Origin of the sequence: Rhizobium sp. NZLR11 (assembly GCF_019685115.1) — a bacterium.
Taxonomy (GTDB): Bacteria; Pseudomonadota; Alphaproteobacteria; order Rhizobiales; family Rhizobiaceae; genus Rhizobium.
Genome location: NZ_JABDWD010000023.1, coordinates 67,007 through 86,558 on the forward strand (window position 1 = coordinate 67,007; position 19,552 = coordinate 86,558).

Genomic DNA, 19,552 nt, shown 5'->3' on the forward strand with positions numbered 1-19,552 from the left:
TTTCTTGTTACCAGATAGTTCCGCACGAGGCCAGTGTAAAAAAGCACTGGAGCCAGCCCGGCAAGGCCAGCTGGCGGCAGCACAACGAAACATGGAGGAGGAAGGCATGAGAGTTGAAATATATGATGCATTGATGCGCCGTCAGGCAAGTCGCCGCGACGTCTTGCGCGGAACGGCAAGTGCCGCAGCTCTGCTCGGGCTGTCTGGCGCGATGGGCGGCATTGCCGGCACGGCGTTTGCTGCCGATGATCTGCGCGCCCAGATCCTGAAAATTCCAGGTGTCGGCAAGGGCTCGCCGACGGACTCAGATTGGCAGAAGGTCGGCGAGCTTTGCCTCGGTCCGACCAAGGCCAATGTCAAGCAGGGCGAGTTCGCCGGTGTCGAGCTGACCTTCATGGGGCTCAACAATCAGAACCTCCACAACTTCCTGTTCCGCGGATTCCTGAAGCCGTGGGAAGCCTATACGGGCGCCAAGATCAACTGGATCGACCTTGCTCAGGCTGATTACAACGCTCGCCTTCAACAATCGATCGCAACCGGCACGGTCGACTTCGACATCCTGGAGATGGGTGCACCGTTCGAAGGCGACACCGCCGGACGCGGGCTTCTGGACGAGATGCCTGACTGGGTTGCAAAGCAGATCGAGGCGGACGACATGGTCAGCTACCTGAAGCCACCGGTCGGCACCTGGGATGGCAAGACCTATCGCGTGACGATCGATGGCGACTGCCACACCTTCGCCTACCGCAAGGATTACTTCGGCGAAGGCTCGATCAGCGGCATGGCCGAGCCGCCGAAGACCTGGCAAGAAGTGAATGCAGCTTCCCAGGCGCTGATCGGCAAGACCGATCCGCTGACCAGTCAGCCAGCCTACGGCTATCTCGATCCCCTCAAGGGATGGGGCGGTTTCGGCTTCTATTTCATCGAGAACCGCGCAACGGCCTATGCTAAATATCCGGGCGACCCGGCCTGGCTTTTCGATCCTGAAAACATGAAGCCGCTGGTCAATAACCCGGCATGGGTTCAGGCGATCCAGGACGTCTTGGATCTGATTGCGGCGAAGGCCTATCCAGCCGACCAGATCAATGCCGATCCCGGCACCACAGCCTTCTCGCAGTTCCTGGCCGGCACCGGCGCAATGTTGATGTGGTGGGGCGATGTCGGCTCCAGCGCACGCACCTCCGACACCTCGGTCGTCGGCGACGTGGTCGGCTTCGGCATCAACCGCGGCTCCAACCGTGTCTACAACCGCAAGACCGGGCAGTGGGAAGACAAGTATAACGAAGCGCCTAACATGGCCTATCTGGGCTGGGGCATTTACGTTACCAAGCAGGTCTCCAGCGACGAGAAAAAGCGCAAGGCGGCCTGGTCTGCTGCTGCCCATCTCGGCGGCAAGGATCTTTCTCTGTGGACGTCGGCCTATCCCTCCGGCTTCCAACCCTATCGTCAGTCCAACTTCAACTATGACGAATGGGAAAAGGCAGGTTACGACCGCGCCTATATCGAGGACTATCTGGGTTCGAACGTCGATAGCTACAACCACCCGAACGCCGCTATCGAACCGCGTATCCCCGGCATCTTCCAATATTACTCCGTCGCCGAAGACGAACTGGCGAAGGGTTTTGCCGGACAGTACGAGTCGGCACAGGAGACCGCGGATGCGATTGCGGCCGCCTGGGAAAAGATCACCGACCAGATCGGCCGCGATAGCCAGCTGAAACTTTATCGGACGAGCCTCGGGCTCTGATCGGTGACTGCTGCATAATTCCTTAAATCGGAATCGATTTGAGGATAAAATTATGCAGCAATTCAAAGTGTACAGCGTCCTTTGCGCGTCTTTCAGACGCGCGGCGCTGTGAGCGCGCTGGCGGATCGGCAACGATTTCGCCAGCGCCCATTCTGTTCGGGCGAGGAATATCATGTCGACAGTCGAAGGCGACCTGCTGCACACGGTCGAAGCCGGCTCAATTTCCGCGAGCCGTCGTTTCTGGGGCCAAGCGGTTCTGTGGCTGAGCGCCATATGGTTCGTAACGTCATTTGCATTGCAGGGTGCCCATACGTTGGGCTGGATCGATTGGGGTTTTTCGAACTGGCGCCCGATACTTTATGCCTATTTTCTCTGGGCCGCAGTTCTCTGCGTCACCCGCGTCGTCATTTACGGCGAGTCGGGCAAGAAGGCGCTTTTTGTTCTACCGGCCGCGCTTTTCGTTGTGTCGATGGTGGTATTCCCGCTGATCTTTGCGCTCTGGATCGGCTTTTCTGATTGGAACCTCGCCTCTTCGGCCGGGCGGCGCTTCAACGGGTTCGACAATGTACGCCGGATGATCACCGATCCGTTCTATGGCAATGCCCTGCTCAACATGATCCTTTATTGCCTGGCGATCGTCGTCGAATACGCAATCGCGTTCGGCCTGGCGTTGCTCCTCAATCAGGAAATCCTTGCCCGCAAGTTCTGGCGCGTCACCTTTCTGGTGCCCTTGATGTTGTCGCCGGTCGCGGTGAGCTGGATGGTCGGCAAGTCGATGATGGAAACCCGCTTCGGCCCGGTCGCGCGGTTCGCCCGCTGGCTCGGCTGGGAAAATCCCTCCTTCTTCGGCGATCCGCTCGTGGCGCGGCTTTCGATCATGATTATGGATGCCTGGACCTTCATTCCGTTCATGATGATCATGCTGCTCGCCGGACTGCAGGGCCTGTCGCGGGAAGTGCTGGAGGCGGCCGAAGTCGATGGTGCCACCAGGTGGCAACGCTTTTGGAAGGTGATTTTCCCGCTCATGCTGCCGGTTTCGGTAACGGCGGTGATGATCCGCATCATCTTCAAGCTCAAGCTCGCCGACATCATCATTACGGTGACATCGGGAGGTCCCGGCGGGGCGACCGATTCCGTCACCAGTTTCATCTATCGCGAATATCGCGACCGTTCAAATGTTGGATACGGCACCCTTCTCGCGCTCGTCTATCTGGTGATCATCGTTTTCGGCATGACCGGGCTGATGAAGATTTCCGACCGTATCGTGAAGCGCATGACAGGAAGGCTCTGATGGTTCGGATCGATTTCGAAAAATACGCGCGCGGTCAGCGCATTCGTTGGTGGGCCATGCGTTTCGCCATCTACGGCCTGCTGGTCACCTGGGCATTTGTCTGCATTTTCCCGCTGTTCTGGACGGTCTCGACCTCGTTCAAGACAGCGGCTGACGTCATGCGCGGCAACCTGATCCCCTGGTTCAATTTTGCCCCCAACTGGCTTGGCTGGCGCTCGCTCGGGCTCTCCCCGGATACGATTTTCCAGATCTCGACCGTGCGCGACGAGTTCATGCGCAGGCTCTGGAACAGCGTCATCATTTCGGTCGCGGCATCGGCTCTTGCGGTCGTGCTCGGATCGCTCGCGGCCTATGGCCTCAGCCGTTTTTCGTACAAGTTCGGCCATATGCGCAACTCCGACATTTCGTTCTTCTTCTTGTCGCAGCTCATAATGCCGCCCGTCGTTCTCGCCCTGCCGTTCCTCGTTCTCTACAAGGAACTGGCGCTGCTGGACACTTATGTGGGAATGATCGCCGTCTATACACTGATGGTCCTGCCGATTGTCGTCTGGATCATGCGCGACCAGTTCGCCACGGTTCCGGTTGAGCTCGAGGAGGCAGCGCTTGTCGACGGACTGTCGATCTGGGGCGCGTTTGCCCGCATCATCGTGCCGCTCGTTCTGCCGGGCATGGTGGCCGCCTTTCTGCTGGCGCTGATCCTGTGCTGGAACGAATATTTCTTCGCCGCGCTGCTGACTTCCACCAATACCAATACATTGCCGGTGATGATTGCCAGCCAGACGGGCAGCCAGGGCATCAATTGGTGGTCGATGGCCGCTCTTTCCACCGCCGGCATCCTGCCACTGGTTGTTGTCGGCGTCATGCTGGAAAAGCACATCATCGCCGGGATGACCGCGGGAGCGGTAAAGTAGCAGCGGGACGTTCGAAAATGTCAAAGATGCCTACAATCAAGGATGTCGCCGAGTATGCGGGCGTATCAGTGGGCACCGTTTCGCGCGTGCTGTCGGGCGAAGCCGCGGTCAAACCTGTGCTGCGCGAAAAGGTCAGCGCCGCCATTTCTGCGCTCGGATACCGGCCGAATGTGACCGCGAGAGCGTTGCGCACCAGCAAAACCGACGTCATTGGTCTCGTCGTTCCCGACATCACCAATCCGTTCTTCGCGCAACTTGCTGCAAGCGTCGAGCGCGCCGCGCTCGAATGCGGGCATAGCCTCATGCTGGCTAGTTCGCATGACGATCGCGAGGCGGAGCAGAGCCACGTTTTCGCGTTCCTCGACCGGTCGGTGCGTGGCATCATCGTGGTGGCTTCGAGCGACGGTTCGGGCCTCCCCTTGGAGGGAGCGGTTCCAATCATATCGCTGGACCGGCGCTTCGGCACCTTTCCCTTGGTGTCGACCAACCATGCGCAAGCTGCCGCGCTGATTGCAGACCATCTCTATGGGTTGGGCCATCGCCACATCGCCTACATCGCTGGGCCACCCGACACGGAGGCGGGGCGCATGCGTAAAGAGGGCTTTGTCGGCCGCATTGACCTGTTTGGAAAGACCGGCGAGGCTGTTGAACTGGAAATCGCGTATGGCAAATTCGACTATGAGTCCGGTGAGAAAGTTGCCCGCAACCTGCTGTCGCGCCCACCACAGGATCGACCCACGGCAATCGCGGCCGCCAGCGACCAGCAGGCCATCGGCGCGCTACGCGCTGCACGCGACCTAAAGATCGACGTGCCGCGCAAGCTGTCCGTGACGGGGTTCGACGACATTTCGCTCGCTAACCTCGTCGTGCCACGGCTGACAACCATACGCCAGCCGGCCGACACGCTGGCACGGCGGGCGGTCAGCCTTCTCCTTGAAGAGCCGCCAGGCACAGGAGACGAGATGATCGACGGATCGCTGATCGTGCGGGGCTCGAGTGGCCCGTGCGCGCAGCCCAAGGTCGCCGGGCATAAAAATTGATGCAAGGCCGGCACTGCCGCCATTATAAGGGATGGAAAGATCAAATGCTCAAGGGAATCAGGGCCGAACTCAACGGCGATATTCTTCAAGCACTTTGCAACATGGGACACGGCGACTATCTCGTCATCTCCGACACGAACTTTCCGTCGGATTCGATCGCCCGCCAGACGCGTCTGGGTAGGCTTCTGACGATGGAAAACATTTCCGCGCCGCAGGCGATAGATGCGGTCCTCTCCGTCTTCCCGCTGGACACCCCGATTCAGCCTTCGGCGGGGCGCATGGAAGTGATCGGCAAGCCTGACGAAATCCCGCCGATTCAACAGGAAGTCCAGGTCATCGTCGATCGCGCCGAAGGCAAGTCATCGCCCATGTATCCGGTCGAGCGGATGACGTTCTACGACATCGCCAAAAAAGCCTATTGTGTGATCGCAACGGGAGAACTGCGATTTTATGGATGCTTCCTTCTGACCAAGGGCGTCATCCCGGCGGATGAGGCGGTCAGATGAGCGGGAAAAGCGGAATCGTCATTCTGGGTATTTTTGCCGCCGACACCGCCTATAAGGCCAAGCGCCTGCCCCATATTGCCGAGACGCTGATGGGGTCGGGCTTCACGCTTGGGCCGGGAGGCAAGGGCTCCAACCAGGCAATAGCCGCGGCAAAGGCCGGCGGCACGGTAACCTTCATCTCTCGGGTCGGCAACGACCCGTTCGGCGAGATGGCCCTTGCGGCCTATGCCGTGGCCGGCGTCAAAGCCAATGTGATGAAGATGGACGGCGTTTCCAGCGGTGCTGCCTTCATCTTCGTCGACGAAATGAGCGGCGACAATGCCATCATCGTCGCGCCGGGTGCTGCTGGTCTAATCGGCATAGAAGATGTCGATGCGAACCGGGCGGAGATCGAAAGCGCCGCCATTTTTATGACCCAGCTTGAACAACCGCTCGACGCGGCTGTCCATGGCCTGACGATGGCGAAAAGGGCAGGGGGCACCACGATTTTCAATCCGGCGCCCGCCCGCACGCTACCGGACAGCATCTATGGCCTGTGCGATTTCATCGTTCCAAACGAGGTGGAGGCGGCCGAATTGGCGGGGCATGCGATCGAAACGGATGACCAGGCACGAGCCGCGGCCCGTACCCTGCTGGATCGCGGAGCGAGAGCGGTCATCATCACCCTCGGTGCACGCGGCGCTTTCTATCACACGGCCGGTCAGAGCGAATTTGTACCCGCCTTTTCTGCGGGCAACGTCGTCGACACTACGGGCGCTGGCGATGCCTTCCTGGGCGGCTTCGCGACAGCGATCTCCGAAGGATATGCGCCGATCGAGGCCGTCCGCTTCGGTTGCGCGACGGCGGCAATCGCCGTGACCCGGCCAGGCACGGCCCCCGCCATGCCTTCGCGCGCCGAGATCGACGCCTTGCTGCGCTAGGAGTTCGTGCCAGGCTCGCGGGCGCATCAGCCAAAGAATGAGGCTGACAGGCCCCGGTTTAACGAAGCTCAAACTAGTGTTGTCGTATGACAGCTTCGTTACATAGCTTGGAAGGTGGATCCAGCGCGGTGAATGGCAATTGGACGCAATTCGGTGGCAACCTTTCATTCGTGTGCCTGGCGATCTCGCTGTGGGCGCTTTTTTCCATCCAGTTTCAGCGCCGTGCCTTCAGGCAGGAAAAAATCGCCTTCGGAATCATAGCCGGCGGCGCCTCCATCGGATCCATATTGCTGGCCGTTGAATTCCATCCCGGCATCTATGTCGACCTGCGCTTTTCGCCACTTGTATTGGCCGGCATGTTCGGGGGGCCGATCGCGGCGGCTTTTGCCGCAGCGCTGGCGATTGCCTTTCGTTTTGCCGTCGGCGGTACGGCGATGGTCGACGGGATCATCACAATGGCCATCGCCACCGGTATCGGTTTGGCCGGTCATGTCTGGACCCGCAAGAGATCTCCGGGACCGATGGATGTTGCGCTGCTGAGCCTGGCACTCGGCTTTGCATTGGTCCTGTCGATGGCTATGCTTCCCACCTTGGTGAATGCCCATGTGCTGGCCGGCGTCGGTTTTCCCCTGGCCGTATTGAATTGCCTGGCGACCGTTCTGGGCGGTTTCGTTCTCCTGAAGACGCAGCAATGGGAGTTGGAACGAAGCATATTGGTGACCGCATTTTCGCAGTCACCCGACTATCTCTATGTGAAGGACCGAAACAGCCGGTTCATCACCGTCAATGAAAACATGACCCGCCTCTTCCGTTTCAGGACGACGGCGGAGATGATCGGATTGTCGGATTTCAATCTGATGTCGCGACCACTCGCCGAGGAATTATATCATCTCGAGCAGCAGGTCATTGACACCGGGGTGCCGCTGATCGATTCCACCGAGCGTATCGAAGGCAGATTTCTGCTCGCCTCCAAGGTTCCGCTGAGGGACAAGCAGGGGCGTGTGATCGGCCTCGCAGGCGTAACGCGAGATGTTACGGAGCGCACCGCCCTGGAGCGGGAATTGCGCGAAAGCAAGAACCTGCTCTCGCATGCGATGGCCGGCATGTCCGATGGCATCGCCATGTACGACAGCAGAGGGTTTATCCTCTTTTGCAATGATCAGTATCGCAATGCGTTCCCGCTCTCCGGAGAGGCCCGCGTGGTCGGCGCCCATATCAGCGACATCCTGCGCCGCGTCGCCGAAACCGGTGAGCGGCCCGGTGTTCCGGAAGGGGATGTGGAGGAGTGGATCAAGGCTGCTACTGCTTCACTGCACAGCAACAAGGACGAAGAAGTTCAGCTTCATAACGGCGACTGGCGCAGCATCCGGACAAGGCTTGCGGAAGACGGTGCGGCAATGGCTGTGGTCTCGGACATCACGGCGACGAAGCAGGCAGAAATCGCACTCAGGCTATCGGCGGAACAGCTGAAAAATCTTGCCGAGACCGATGGGCTGACCGGCATGGTCAACCGCCGGGCCTTCGACGAAGCTTTCGCACGTGAGACGGCAGGCAGCGCCCGGAAGAACACGCCGTTCAGCCTTCTGATGGTCGATATCGACCGGTTCAAAGCCTATAATGACACCTATGGCCACCCCGCCGGCGACCAATGCCTGCGTGTCGTCAGCATGTGTTTGCGCCAGTCGGTCAGCCGACCGGCGGATATCGTTGCCCGCTACGGTGGAGAGGAATTCGTGGTGTTCCTCCCCGACACCAGCGCCAAAGGAGCAATGATCGTTGCCGAGCAGTTCGCTCGTCGCCTGGCCCAAGAGAGTATCGTTCATTCCGGCAGCGAATTCGGAAGGGTGACGGCCAGCATCGGCGTATCCTGCGCGACGGGAGCGGTCCTGCGGGCCAACCCGAACCGTCTCCTGACCGAGGCCGACGCCGCCCTCTACGACGCCAAAACGCAAGGCCGCAATCGCATTATGGCCCATTCGCCCAGCGGCGAACGGCACGAGATAAAGGAAGCTGGCTAGGCCGCTCTATCAACGGACGCGGCCAAATCTGCTCATCCTGTTTTTTCTGTCGAACCATCGCGCCAGCGCCCCGGATGGTTTATTCACTTCGGCAATGCACGGCCATTATCGCCGCATCGCGCGCTTCCTGGTGTCGGACGGATATTCCCCGTATGTCGTTTTATAAACCGCGGAAAACCGGCCGAAATGAAAGAAACCCCATTTGAGGCAGACGGCCTTCATGGTGTCCTTGCTCTCTGGATCGAGCAAATCCTGGCGCGCTGCGCGCAGACGGAGCGTCAGCAGGTATGCTGCGGGAGAGGTATCCCTGAAGGCACGAAAACCGGTTTCCAGCGCCCGACTGGATACGCCCGCCGCTTCGGCCACCTTCGGCATGGTGATCGGCTGATCGATATTGGCGTGCATGAATTCGATCGCCTTGCGGACATGCCGGGGTGCGATCAGGGCAGGCCCGTTCTCCAGGAAATGCGACAGCCGGTGAGGCACCAGGCGTACGACCAGATCGGCCAGCGCCTGCGTCAGGTGCGCCATGGCAATCGGCGACTGCAGCAAGGGGCCATCGTCGCGCATGCCCTGGATGATCGTTTCCGTGAGGCTGCCGATCATCCGGCCGGCCGGCTTGGATAGATCGAGTTCTGGCAGCAGGTCGAGAGAGCCGCTGAAGGGCATCTCGAAGGTCTGGCCGATCGTCTGCAGGATGACGGGCCAGTTGACCAGCAGCTCGTCGATGACGTTCGCTTGCCCGTGCATGATGACGCTGTTGGGTTCGAAATTATTGTAAAGAAGCAGTTTTCCTTGCCCGGCCTCGGCGACGCGGGGGCCATAGGTGACCCCCATACCGCCGCTGCGTGGCACAACGATCGACAGATACTCCGCCGTATCGACGGTCGGCTCGATATTGAACTGAAACTCGGCCTCATGATAACCGGTGAGCAGTACCGCATCGTCAGTCGCGGCAAAATCCAATCCCCAGTGGAACTCCTGAGCCCGGCCGACAGGCTCTGCATCGAATGCGCCAAAAGCGCCTCCGAGGGTTTCGACCATGTTGTCGAAGGACGAGCCGCGAAATCGAAATGAGAATTGCGGCGCGCTATTTTCCGACATGCTGCCCCCATTGTTCAACGTGGCTGCGTTGACTTGTCCTTCTCAACCGCTCGCAGATTTCGACGCGACACGCGATCCGTGTCGACGGATTGATGTGCGTACCTCTATTGGCCCCGCCGGTCGCCATCGATCGGTGTCCTCCGCTTTGTCAGCGCCTGCGGGCGGGAGTAATGGGCGATGCTTGGCTATATCTTAGCCGAACGGGGCCTGGAACGCAGCACGCCTCGGCGGAGCATGTGGATATCCGCGTGGTATCGGCAGAGAGATCAGCACCATGTGCAAGTCGACACAGGTCGAGTTCGAGCGTGGCATGCGTCAAGGAAACCAAGCGGTTAAATGCATTTGTCGACAGATCCAATCCGGTCAGCTCTCCGCAGCCTGAAGCCAGGAACTGGCAGACCTTTGAACAATAGGCAAGCCTTCGCACCACCTGCTATAATGATAAGCCGGTGATGAAACGATTACGCAGAGGGGCAATTTTATAGGGTGTATCCGTGAGGCCACGAAAGGCACAAACGCTACGGTCTGGCCTTGATGCGCATCATCATCTGAAGCTATGGAAAACGCCCCAATCCGGGATCTGCGCAGTCGCCTGCCGAAGGTTCTATAGTGGACCGCTTATAGCCTTCGGCAAGCAGACAGGCATGCAGGCATACGCACGGGATGGGGTGCGTATGTATGATCCCTTCCATCCTTTTTTGGGGGGTGATGGGTGGAGGGGCTTGGCTCTGGGACCGTGAACCATCATGGTTTGGTCGAAAATCATCTTATTACTCCGTGGCGATGGAGCAATTGCCGGCGCCCGATAAAGTCGGCTAAGCGGCTTTTCGCGACGCAGTCTGGACTGGCCTTGCGCAAAATGTATACGCAAGCGCTGGCGAGAGGTTGTTCGTGCGCGGCTTGCGGACACAGGAAGAGGTCGATTAGGGCGTAGCGGGAGCGGGCGTCACAGCTCCAAGGCAGCTCGCCTATCCTCATAGAAGGCATAGGGCGCCTGGCGCGGGGCGGCGCAATCTCCGATCTCTATGACATCGATACTCTGCGAGCGCAATTCCTCGCCCAGCCAGTTCGCGGACGCATCGGTGGTGGCCAGCACCAGGCTGTCGCCTTCCTCGAAGAAATGCTCACTGGTGTTGTTATCGAGTAGGCTGACGCCATTCCAGCACGCTGTCGGGCAGCCTGCACGAATCCGTCGATGATTTCCCAGATCTCGGCCTCGCTCATGGCATGCGAGCCGTCGCTGTCGTGATAGCTCGGCAAGCCGGACGGAGACCGATGCGAGCGGTATGAGCTATCGGAATCCCCATGCGCGCCGACATGAGCTGGCGACGTGCCTGAATCGGTGTCGCCAGCAAACGGAAAGACGGCCGCATCTGGAGCGTCAGAGGGCGACCGACAGGGCACTATCGCGTCGGGGGGCAACCTCCTGCGAATTCACCATCGCGCCCGCGAGCTGCCGGAAAGTGACAAGCCCCAATGTTTCCCCGGAGGGCGAAACGACCCTGGCATCGCCCTCTGGCGCCGATGCCAGCATTCGGACGGCCTCTTCGACGGTCGTGCCTGCCGCAATCGCCAGTCCAACCGGCGCCGCACCGGAGTGCAGCGGCGTCATGACGGCTTCGACATGGATGACCCGGCCTCGATTGACCTCCTTGACGAAGTTGGCGATGTATTCGTCCGCCGGACGCAGAACGATGTCCTGGCTGGTGCCCTGCTGGATGACTTCGCCGTCGCGCAGGATGGCAATCTGGTCGCCCAGGCGAAGTGCTTCATCGAGATCGTGGGTGATGAAGACGATAGTTTTTTTGATCTCTTTTTGAATGTTGAGAAGCACCGTCTGCATGTCCGTGCGGATCAAAGGATCGAGCGCCGAATAGGCTTCATCCATCAGAAGGACCGGCGCGTCGTTGGAAAGGGCGCGCGCCAGGCCGACGCGCTGCTGCATGCCGCCGGAAAGCTGGTTGGGATATCTTTGCTCGAAGCCCTTCAGGCCGACCCGCTCCAGCCAGCGCATGGCGATGTCGGTCGCTTTCGCGCGCTCCACGCCCTGCACTTCGAGGCCGAAGATGGTGTTGTCGAGAACATTCCGGTGCGGCAGAAGCGCGAACTTCTGAAACACCATCGCCGTCTGGTGCCGACGAAACGCCCGCAATTCGGTCTCGTTCATCTTCACGACATCGACGCCGTCGACCAGCACTTCGCCGGCGGTTGGATCGATCAGACGATTGATGTGGCGGATGAGCGTCGATTTCCCCGACCCCGAAAGGCCCATGACTACCTGGATGCGGCCGGAGGGAATCTCGACATTGATATCCCTCAGGCCCAGCACGTGACCGTGCTTTTCGTTGAGTTCGGTCTTTGACATTCCCTTCTGGACGGCATCGACATGCGCGGAGGGGTTGGGACCGAAGATCTTGTAGAGATGGCGGATCTTGATGCCGCCGAAACGCTGATCAGCCATGGACGATCTCCCGATGCTTCTGGAGCCTCTTGCCATACGCCTGGCTGACTCGGTCGAAGATGATGGCGATGCCGACGATGGCAAGGCCGTTGAAAATACCCAGGGTGAAATACTGGTTTGCAATCGCCTTCAGCACCGGCTGGCCGAGGCCCTGGACGCCGATCATCGATGCGATGACCACCATGGCCAGCGCCATCATGATCGTCTGGTTGATGCCGGCCATGATGGTGGGAAGCGCGAGCGGCAGCTGCACCTTGAACAGCTTCTGCGCGCTCGAGGTCCCGAAGGCATCGGCTGCCTCCAGCACATCCTTGTCGACCAGCCGGATGCCGAGGTCCGTTAGCCTTATCATCGGCGGAATGGCGTAGATGACGACGGCGATCAGTCCCGGCACCTTGCCGATGCCGAGCAGCATGACGACAGGGATGAGATAGACGAAACTGGGCATGGTCTGCATGACGTCGAGGATCGGATTGATCACGCGCTGCAGCCGGTCGGAACGTGCCATGAATATTCCCATCGGAATGCCGATGGCGATGGAAAGAACCGTGCAGACGAAGATCATCGAGACCGTCCGCATCGTATCGTCCCACATGTCGAAATAGCCGATCAGCAGCAGCGTCACCAGACAGCCGAAGACGACCTTCAGGCTGCGGCTCCCAAGCCATGCGATGGCTAGGATGATCGCGGTGATGATCGGCCACGGCGTCTGCGTCATGAACCGTTCGGCGGCGATGAGGAAATGCTGCAGCGGAATGAAGAGGGTTTCGATGCCGTCGCCGTAGGCGCGGGTAAATCCGCGAAAGCCGTCATCGATCGCCTTCTTCAAATTGCGAAGCGCGTCGTCATCCATATGTGGGAATTTATAAAACCATTCCATTCGGATCCCCTTTTTCTTCAAAGAGCCGCTGCAGTCTTTTTGATTTTATCGGCTGTGAGAGGCGGTGCGCTTTTCGCGCACCGCGATAGTCAATGTTAAAGCGCAGCTTCGATCTTCGTGGCCGCCTCAGGCGAGACCCACTTGGTCCAAAGGTCCTTGTTTTCCTTCAGGAAGTGCTTGGCGCCGTCTTCACCAGTTGCCTGGTTGTCGGTCATCCACGACATCAGCTTGTTGACCGTGTCATTGCTCCAGGAGCGCTTCGCCAGATAGCCCATGACCTCAGGCCCGACCTTTTCCGAAAAGGGCTTGGCAACCAGGGTGACGACATGATCGACCGGCCAGGCATTGGGCTTCGGGTCGGCGCAATCGGCGACGGTGATGCAACGCTTCCATTCGGCGGCATCCTGCGGCACCCCGGCTTCGAGCTTGACCATCTGATACTTACCGAGCAGCGCGGTCGGCGCCCAGTAGTAACCGGCCCAGCCTTCCTTGCGCTCGTAAGCCTTGGCGATTGAACCATCGAGACCGGCGGCCGAGCCGGTATCGACGAGGGTGAAGCCCGCCTTCTCGGCTTCGAAGGCCTTGTAGAGCTGCGAGGTGACGACAGTGCCACCCCAGCCCTGCGGGCCGTTGAAGATGGCGCCCTTCTTCGCGTCTTCGGGATCGGGGAAGAGTTCCGGATGCTTCAGCACGTCGCCGATGGTCTTGATATCGGGATGAGCGTCGGCGAGATATTTCGGAATCCACCAGCCCTGCACGCCGCCATCCGGCAGTGGAGAACCGACCTGAACGATGCGGCCTTCTTCCGTGCCCTTCTTGACGACGTCGGGGAGAAGATCGATCCAGGCTTCGGGCGCGATATCCGGCTGGCCTTTTTCGGCCATGGAGGTGATCGTCGGGACGGTGTCGCCAACGGTGATGTCAGCGCTGCAGCCATAGCCTTCGTTCAGGATGAACTTGTCCAGGTTTGAGAGAACTTCGGCGCTCTGCCAGTTCATGCTGGCGATGGTCACGCTGCCGCATTCGGCGGCGCTGGCGAAAGACGCTCCGCCAATCAGGCCGAATGTCAGACATGTCGTTGCGAGTAGTTTTTTCATTGTCGTTCCCTCTGTTTAGCGGCTGGTCTTGCCGAGCGGGGTGCCGCAGTGCCCGCCCCAACGGTCGTCAGGAAACCTTTCCCATACTCACCGATTTCTCAAATGCCGCCGACAAACCCTTGGCGATCGACGCGTCGAATCCCGCAGCGCGCATGCTTTCGATGGCCGCCGCCGTCGTACCGCGATAATCGAGAAAGGTCTGAACGACGTCTTCGGGACTTTCGTCGCGGCGCTCCAAAAGGCGACCGGCGCCTGTCATCACCGTATTGACGGCGCGGCGCGCAATCTCCGCCGGCAGGCCGCGGGCGACGGCGTCATCCATCATGGCAGCCGCAAGCAGCGCCGGCAACGCCGGTCCGGAGCCGGAAAGGCCGGTGAGGTAATCGATGTCGCTTTCCCTTGCGACCTCGTCCTGCGATCCGCAGGCCTCGAAAATGGCGCGGACGACGGCCCGGTCATTTTCCGTGACCTCGCTTGTGCCGATCCACGGCGTATAGGACTTAGCCACTTCGGCAGCCGCATTCGGCAGGGCGCGGACGACACGGCCGGTCTTGTGGTGTTGCGAAAGGGCGGCGAGACCAATCCCCGCCATCACCGAAATGACGAGCTTGCCGCCGGCATCGACATCAAGGGGATGCCAGTCATCAGGACGGACTGAGAGGAAGATCACGTCCGAGCGGTCGGCCAGCGCCTGATTGTCGGCCGTCCAGAAAGAATTCAAGAAACGATCCGGCTGTTTACCGCGATAGGAGAGAGAGAGCTTTCGAGGCTCTAGCAAACCCGCGTCGAGGATCGAGGCGGCGATGGCTCCGCCAAGCCAGCCGCTGCCGCCAATAATACCGATCCTCAAGGAAACGCTCATCTCGGCTTTCCTCTAATCGGGCTTGTGGCCATGCCGGGAGAAGAAGCGATCGAGCTCCCTCTGCTGCGGCACTTCGCCCGTGTAGATCGCGATATATTCGGGAATCCGTTTCATGCGGACGGCGAGTTCCTCCCTTGATTGCATGGAGATGTATCCGATCTGGACGAGGTAAGTTGTACGCGCTCTGACATCCGATGTCGTTTCTGGTAACCCGAACCGCATGAACATGCGCTTGAGCGCCTCCAGCCGAATCTGATCGGCCTTCTGGACCTCTGCGAGAAGCTCGTCGGACTGCAGCGCCCAACTGCGCACGGCAAATTCGAACTTCGCGTCGAACAGATCGTTGTCGAGCCAGCAATCGAAGACATTGAGCATCGCTTCGGCGAGCGATTCCGCATAAGCCTCAGATCGCTTGACGATGTTGCCGGTGTTTTTGTCGCGCCATAGCGCCACGAGTGCACTCAACAGCTCCTCCCGATCCTTGAAGAACCAGTAGAAGCTCGTGCGCGAGAGATTTAGCTTTTTCGCCAGCGGCAGAATTTTCACCGAATCCACGCCGGACTCCAGCAGTGAGTGGTAAGCTGCTTCCAGCCATCCTTCCTGTGATCCGCGCCAACCGGTGTCGTTCAAAGCCTGATCCATAGGTTATCTCCTATCAAATTCCGAGGTCGCGCACAAGAAAAATGTACAGAAGTGTCAAAAATAACGACCATAATGTTTTCAATATTGACACATATGTACATTACGCCTAGCGTTTCCTCTGGTATTTTTAATCGGAACCGCGGCCCATGTCGAACGATCCTCTCCTTCAGCCCTATCAGCTCAAGCACTTGAAGTTGCGTAACCGTATTATCGTCACCTCCCACGAGCCGGCCTATCCCGAAGACGGTATGCCGAAGGAGAAGTATCGTGCCTACACGGTGGAGCGGGCAAAGGGCGGAGTGGCATTGACGATGACGGCGGGCTCGGCTGCGGTGTCCAGGGATAGTCCGCCGGTTTTCAACAATCTGCTGGCTTACAAGGACGAAATCGTTCCGTGGATCAGGGAAATGACCGACGCCGTGCACGAAGAGGGGGCGGCGATCATGATCCAGCTCACCCATCTCGGCCGGCGCACACGCTGGGACAAGGGCGACTGGCTGCCGGTTGTCGCCCCATCGCATCATCGCGAGGCATCCCATCGTGCCTTTCCGAAGAAGTTGGAAGATTGGGATATCGAGCGCATCATCAAGGATTTCGCCGACGCAGCCGAACGCATGAAGGCGGGCGGTATGGACGGCGTCGAACTCGAGGCCTACGGCCACTTGATCGACCAGTTCACGTCGCCGCTCACCAACGAGCTCGATGGTCCCTATGGCGGCTCGCTCGACAACCGGCTGCGTTTCTGTTTCGATGTGTTCAAGGCGATCCGGCAGAGGGTCGGGGACGAGTTCATCCTGGGCGTGCGCTACACGGCCGACGAATGTCTTCCGGGCGGCACCGGCAAGGCCGAAGGCATCGAAATCTCCAGGCGCCTCAGGGACAGCGGCCTTATCGACTACCTGAACGTAATCCGCGGTCACATCGATACCGACGCTGGCCTGACCGACGTGATCCCGATCCAGGGCATGGCGAATTCGCCGCATCTCGATTTCGCCGGCGAAATCCGCGCCGCGACAGACTTCCCGACTTTCCACGCCGCGAAGATCCCTGATGTCGCCACCGCGCGCCATGCGATCGCCTCCGGCAAGGTCGATATGATCGGCATGACCCGCGCCCACATGACCGACCCGCACATCGTCCGCAAGATCATCGAGAAGCGGGAAGAGGACATTCGTCCCTGCGTCGGCGCCAATTACTGTCTCGACCGCATTTATCAAGGCGGGGCCGCCTACTGCATCCACAATGCCGCCACCGGCCGCGAACTGACCATGCCGCATATGGTGGCGAAGGCCGACGCCAGGAAAAAGGTCGTCATCGTCGGCGCCGGCCCGGCCGGTCTGGAAGCAGCGCGCGTTGCCGGAGAACGCGGCCACCAGGTGGTCGTTTTCGAAGCGGCGAACAATCCCGGCGGCCAGATCCGGCTCACCGCCCAGAGCGAGCGCCGAAAGGAAATGATAAGCATCATCGACTGGCGCATGAGCCAGTGCGAGAAATACGACGTCACCTTCCATTTCAACACCTGGGCGGAAGCTCACTCGATCGAAGCCGAGAATCCCGATGTCGTCATCATCGCGACGGGCGGTTTGCCGCATACCGAGGTTCTCTCGAGCGGCAACGAGCTGGTGGTCTCGTCATGGGACATCATCTCCGGCGACGTGAAGCCTGGAACCAACGTGCTGATCTTCGACGATGCCGGCGACCATGCCGGCCTTCAGGCGGCGGAGTTTCTGGCCAAGGCCGGCGCCAAGGTCGAGATCATGACGCCGGACCGGTCCTTCGCGCCCGAAGTTATGGCCATGAACCTGGTGCCCTATATGCGCTCGCTTCAGAAGCACGACGTGACCTTCACCGTCACCTATCGCTTGGAAGCTGTCGAGAAAAGCGGCAATCAGCTCGTCGCTCATGTCGGCAGCGATTATGGCGGGATTGCCCGGCAGCACAGCTTCGACCAGATCGTCGTCAACCATGGGACCATCCCGCTCGACGAGCTCTATTTCGAGCTGAAACCCAGCTCGAGCAATCTCGGCGAGATGTCGCACGACCAGCTTCTTTCCGGGGAACCTCAATCCGTCATTCGCAATCCCGAGGGCAAGTTCCAGCTGTTTCGGATCGGCGATGCTGTCGCTGCGCGCAACACGCATGCCGCCATCTATGACGGCCTGCGCATCGCCAAGGATATATGATCGCAAGAGGGGCCGCTCGCCGGCCGCTCATTTCGGGGGGATGACATGAGTTTACGCGGAGAAAGCCTGCAGCTTTTCGTGGATGCGGCGTCTGCCGCTTTCGACCAATTCGCAAGGGCGCCGGAAGCACGCCGCTCGATCGGTCAGTTTTTTGCGGCGTTGGAACGGCGGGGAGCCGCACGTGCGGGAGAGGGAAGCCGGTTGCCGGTGTGTCATCACCTCGATCTGGCGCTCGCGATCGATACGTCCTATCCTTCGCTGACGGGATTAATCGAGGCCTTCAAAGGCATCGAGCCGATGCTTGAATGGCGTCGGCGCACCAAGTATGACCACACGGCCGACGACAATTTCGTCGATGGGCATGCCAATGCCATGATCATCGGCCCGGGAGGATTGGAGGAGCGGAACGACCTGTGGCTCGGTGTGACGTTAATGGCGCCTCAGGTGCGCTATCCGGACCATGACCATGCGCCCGAGGAAGTCTATCTGGTGCTTTCCGAGGGAGAGTTTCAGCAAGGGGAAGGGGACTGGTTTTCGCCTGGTATCGGCGGATCGTTCTACAATATCCCTGGAATCAAACATGCCATGAGGTCGGTGGGCACACCGCTCTTCGCCTTCTGGGCGCTGCTTGCCGAACGGCCGCACTGACGGCCGGCAGTCTAGGAAATAAAAGGGGTTTTGCAAATGAAGATTCTCGTACCCGTAAAACGGGTCGTCGACTACAACGTGAAGATCCGGGTGAAGCCGGACGGCACGGGTGTCGAGCTTGCCAATGTGAAGATGTCGATGAACCCGTTCGACGAAATCTCGGTGGAAGAGGCGCTGCGGCTGAAGGAAGCCGGCAGGTGCGAGGAAGTGATCGTCGTTTCGATCGGTCCGGCCAAGGCCGAAGAGACGCTGAGGACCGCCCTTGCCATGGGCGCCGACCGGGCGATCCTGGTCGAGACCGACGATGCCGTCGAGCCGCTCGCCGTCGCCAAGATCCTCAAGGGCATCGTTGATGCCGAGCAGCCGGGTCTTGTCATCGTCGGCAAGCAGGCGATCGACGACGATTCGAACCAGACCGGCCAGATGCTGGCAGCACTGCTGGGGTCCGCCCAGGCCACCTTCGCCTCGAAGATCGAAATCGCTGACGGCAAGGCTGAGGTCACCCGCGAAGTCGATGGCGGCCTGCAGACGATCGAGATCACGCTGCCGGCGGTCATCACCTCGGACCTCAGGCTGAACGAACCGCGTTATGCCTCGCTGCCGAACATCATGAAGGCGAAGAAGAAGCCGCTCGACAAGAAGAGCCCGGCCGATTTCGGTGTCGACACCACGCCGCGGCTGAAGGTTCTGAAGACCGAGGAACCGTCGGGCCGCAAGGCCGGTGTCAAGGTCAAGTCGGTCGCCGAACTGGTCGACAAGCTCAAAAACGAAGCCGGCGTGCTTTAAGCCATGAAAGAGAGAACACCATCATGACTATTCTTCTTCTGGCCGACCACGACAATCAAAGCCTTTCCGACCAGACCGCCAAGGCGCTGACGGCGGCAAGCCAGATCGGCGGCGACGTCCATGTTCTGGTCGCCGGCAAGGGCGCCAAGGCAGCCGCCGATGCCGCGGCAAAACTCTCCGGCGTCGCCAAGGTGCTGCTGGCCGAAAGCGACGAACTTGCCAACAATCTGGCCGAACCGCTTTCCGACCTGATCGTTTCACTGGCGGGTGCCTACGACACGATCATCTCGGCTGCCACCTCGACCGGCAAGAACGTGTTGCCGCGCGTCGCTGCCCTGCTTGATGTCGCCCAGGTCTCGGAGATCATCGAGGTGATCTCATCCGACACCTTCAAGCGGCCGATCTATGCCGGCAATGCCATTCAGACGGTGCAGGCAAGTGATGCGAAGAAGGTGA

Annotated in this window: 17 protein-coding genes and 1 pseudogene; 11 read left to right on the forward strand and 7 right to left on the reverse strand. The window is 59.8% G+C overall.

What is annotated here, in order from left to right:
• The first annotated feature begins 106 nt into the window (after positions 1–106).
• The 7 genes from HJB83_RS28850 to HJB83_RS28880 all read left to right on the forward strand — a co-directional run bounded on the left by HJB83_RS28850 (position 107) and on the right by HJB83_RS28880 (position 8,433).
• Entirely contained in the window at positions 107–1,747 is a 1,641-nt protein-coding gene (locus HJB83_RS28850) for an extracellular solute-binding protein (RefSeq protein WP_221133072.1), read from the forward strand.
• Positions 1,748–1,919: 172 nt separating this feature from the next.
• The gene (locus HJB83_RS28855) at positions 1,920–3,038 is read left to right on the forward strand and encodes a carbohydrate ABC transporter permease (protein WP_221133073.1); all 1,119 of its coding nucleotides are present in this window, start codon (positions 1,920–1,922) and stop codon (positions 3,036–3,038) included.
• The gene (locus HJB83_RS28860) at positions 3,038–3,949 is read left to right on the forward strand and encodes a carbohydrate ABC transporter permease (RefSeq protein WP_221133074.1); all 912 of its coding nucleotides are present in this window, start codon (positions 3,038–3,040) and stop codon (positions 3,947–3,949) included. Before HJB83_RS28855 ends, HJB83_RS28860 begins: the two co-directional genes overlap by 1 nt.
• A 17-nt stretch (positions 3,950–3,966) precedes the next feature.
• The gene (locus HJB83_RS28865) at positions 3,967–4,989 is read left to right on the forward strand and encodes a LacI family DNA-binding transcriptional regulator (RefSeq protein WP_221133075.1); all 1,023 of its coding nucleotides are present in this window, start codon (positions 3,967–3,969) and stop codon (positions 4,987–4,989) included.
• 44 nt (positions 4,990–5,033) lie between these two features.
• Complete coding sequence (locus tag HJB83_RS28870) at positions 5,034–5,495, forward strand: RbsD/FucU family protein (protein ID WP_221133080.1); 462 nt, start codon at positions 5,034–5,036, stop codon at positions 5,493–5,495.
• Positions 5,492–6,415, forward strand: a complete 924-nt coding sequence (locus HJB83_RS28875) for a ribokinase (RefSeq protein WP_221133076.1) — start codon at positions 5,492–5,494, stop codon at positions 6,413–6,415. The genes HJB83_RS28870 and HJB83_RS28875 overlap by 4 nt, the downstream gene beginning before the upstream one ends.
• Positions 6,416–6,501: 86 nt before the next feature.
• Entirely contained in the window at positions 6,502–8,433 is a 1,932-nt protein-coding gene (locus HJB83_RS28880; RefSeq protein ID WP_207584598.1) for a diguanylate cyclase, read from the forward strand.
• 105 nt (positions 8,434–8,538) lie between these two features.
• Here HJB83_RS28880 and HJB83_RS28885 read toward each other — a convergent pair whose 3' ends face one another.
• The 7 genes from HJB83_RS28885 to HJB83_RS28915 form a co-directional block, all read right to left on the reverse strand.
• A complete protein-coding gene (locus tag HJB83_RS28885) occupies positions 8,539–9,537 on the reverse strand; it encodes a helix-turn-helix domain-containing protein (RefSeq protein WP_207584599.1) in 999 nt (332 codons plus the stop codon).
• Positions 9,538–10,483: 946 nt separating this feature from the next.
• Entirely contained in the window at positions 10,484–10,633 is a 150-nt protein-coding gene (locus tag HJB83_RS28890) for a hypothetical protein (RefSeq protein ID WP_246762881.1), read from the reverse strand.
• 285 nt (positions 10,634–10,918) lie between these two features.
• The gene (locus HJB83_RS28895) at positions 10,919–11,998 is read right to left on the reverse strand and encodes a glycine betaine/L-proline ABC transporter ATP-binding protein (RefSeq protein ID WP_221117225.1); all 1,080 of its coding nucleotides are present in this window, start codon (positions 11,996–11,998) and stop codon (positions 10,919–10,921) included.
• Entirely contained in the window at positions 11,991–12,878 is an 888-nt protein-coding gene (locus tag HJB83_RS28900; RefSeq protein WP_207584601.1) for a proline/glycine betaine ABC transporter permease, read from the reverse strand. Before HJB83_RS28900 ends, HJB83_RS28895 begins: the two co-directional genes overlap by 8 nt.
• 95 nt (positions 12,879–12,973) lie before the next feature.
• Positions 12,974–13,975 (reverse strand): ABC transporter substrate-binding protein, encoded by a 1,002-nt coding sequence (locus HJB83_RS28905; RefSeq protein WP_207584602.1) that lies wholly within the window; start codon positions 13,973–13,975, stop codon positions 12,974–12,976.
• Between the two features lie 67 nt (positions 13,976–14,042).
• Positions 14,043–14,837, reverse strand: a complete 795-nt coding sequence (locus HJB83_RS28910; protein ID WP_221117226.1) for a pyrroline-5-carboxylate reductase — start codon at positions 14,835–14,837, stop codon at positions 14,043–14,045.
• A 12-nt stretch (positions 14,838–14,849) separates the two neighbouring features.
• Positions 14,850–15,479 (reverse strand): TetR/AcrR family transcriptional regulator, encoded by a 630-nt coding sequence (locus HJB83_RS28915; RefSeq protein ID WP_207584604.1) that lies wholly within the window; start codon positions 15,477–15,479, stop codon positions 14,850–14,852.
• Between the two features lie 146 nt (positions 15,480–15,625).
• Here HJB83_RS28915 and HJB83_RS28920 point away from each other — a divergent pair, with 146 nt between their 5' ends.
• The 4 genes and pseudogenes from HJB83_RS28920 to HJB83_RS28935 form a co-directional block, all read left to right on the forward strand.
• A complete protein-coding gene (locus HJB83_RS28920) occupies positions 15,626–17,662 on the forward strand; it encodes an NADH:flavin oxidoreductase (RefSeq protein WP_207584605.1) in 2,037 nt (678 codons plus the stop codon).
• Positions 17,663–17,707: 45 nt separating this feature from the next.
• Complete coding sequence (locus HJB83_RS28925; protein WP_221133077.1) at positions 17,708–18,310, forward strand: dimethylsulfoniopropionate lyase; 603 nt, start codon at positions 17,708–17,710, stop codon at positions 18,308–18,310.
• A 36-nt stretch (positions 18,311–18,346) separates the two neighbouring features.
• Complete coding sequence (locus tag HJB83_RS28930; protein ID WP_207584607.1) at positions 18,347–19,096, forward strand: electron transfer flavoprotein subunit beta/FixA family protein; 750 nt, start codon at positions 18,347–18,349, stop codon at positions 19,094–19,096.
• A 23-nt stretch (positions 19,097–19,119) separates the two neighbouring features.
• Positions 19,120–19,552 (forward strand): annotated as a pseudogene (locus tag HJB83_RS28935) (electron transfer flavoprotein subunit alpha/FixB family protein); the annotation flags it as partial.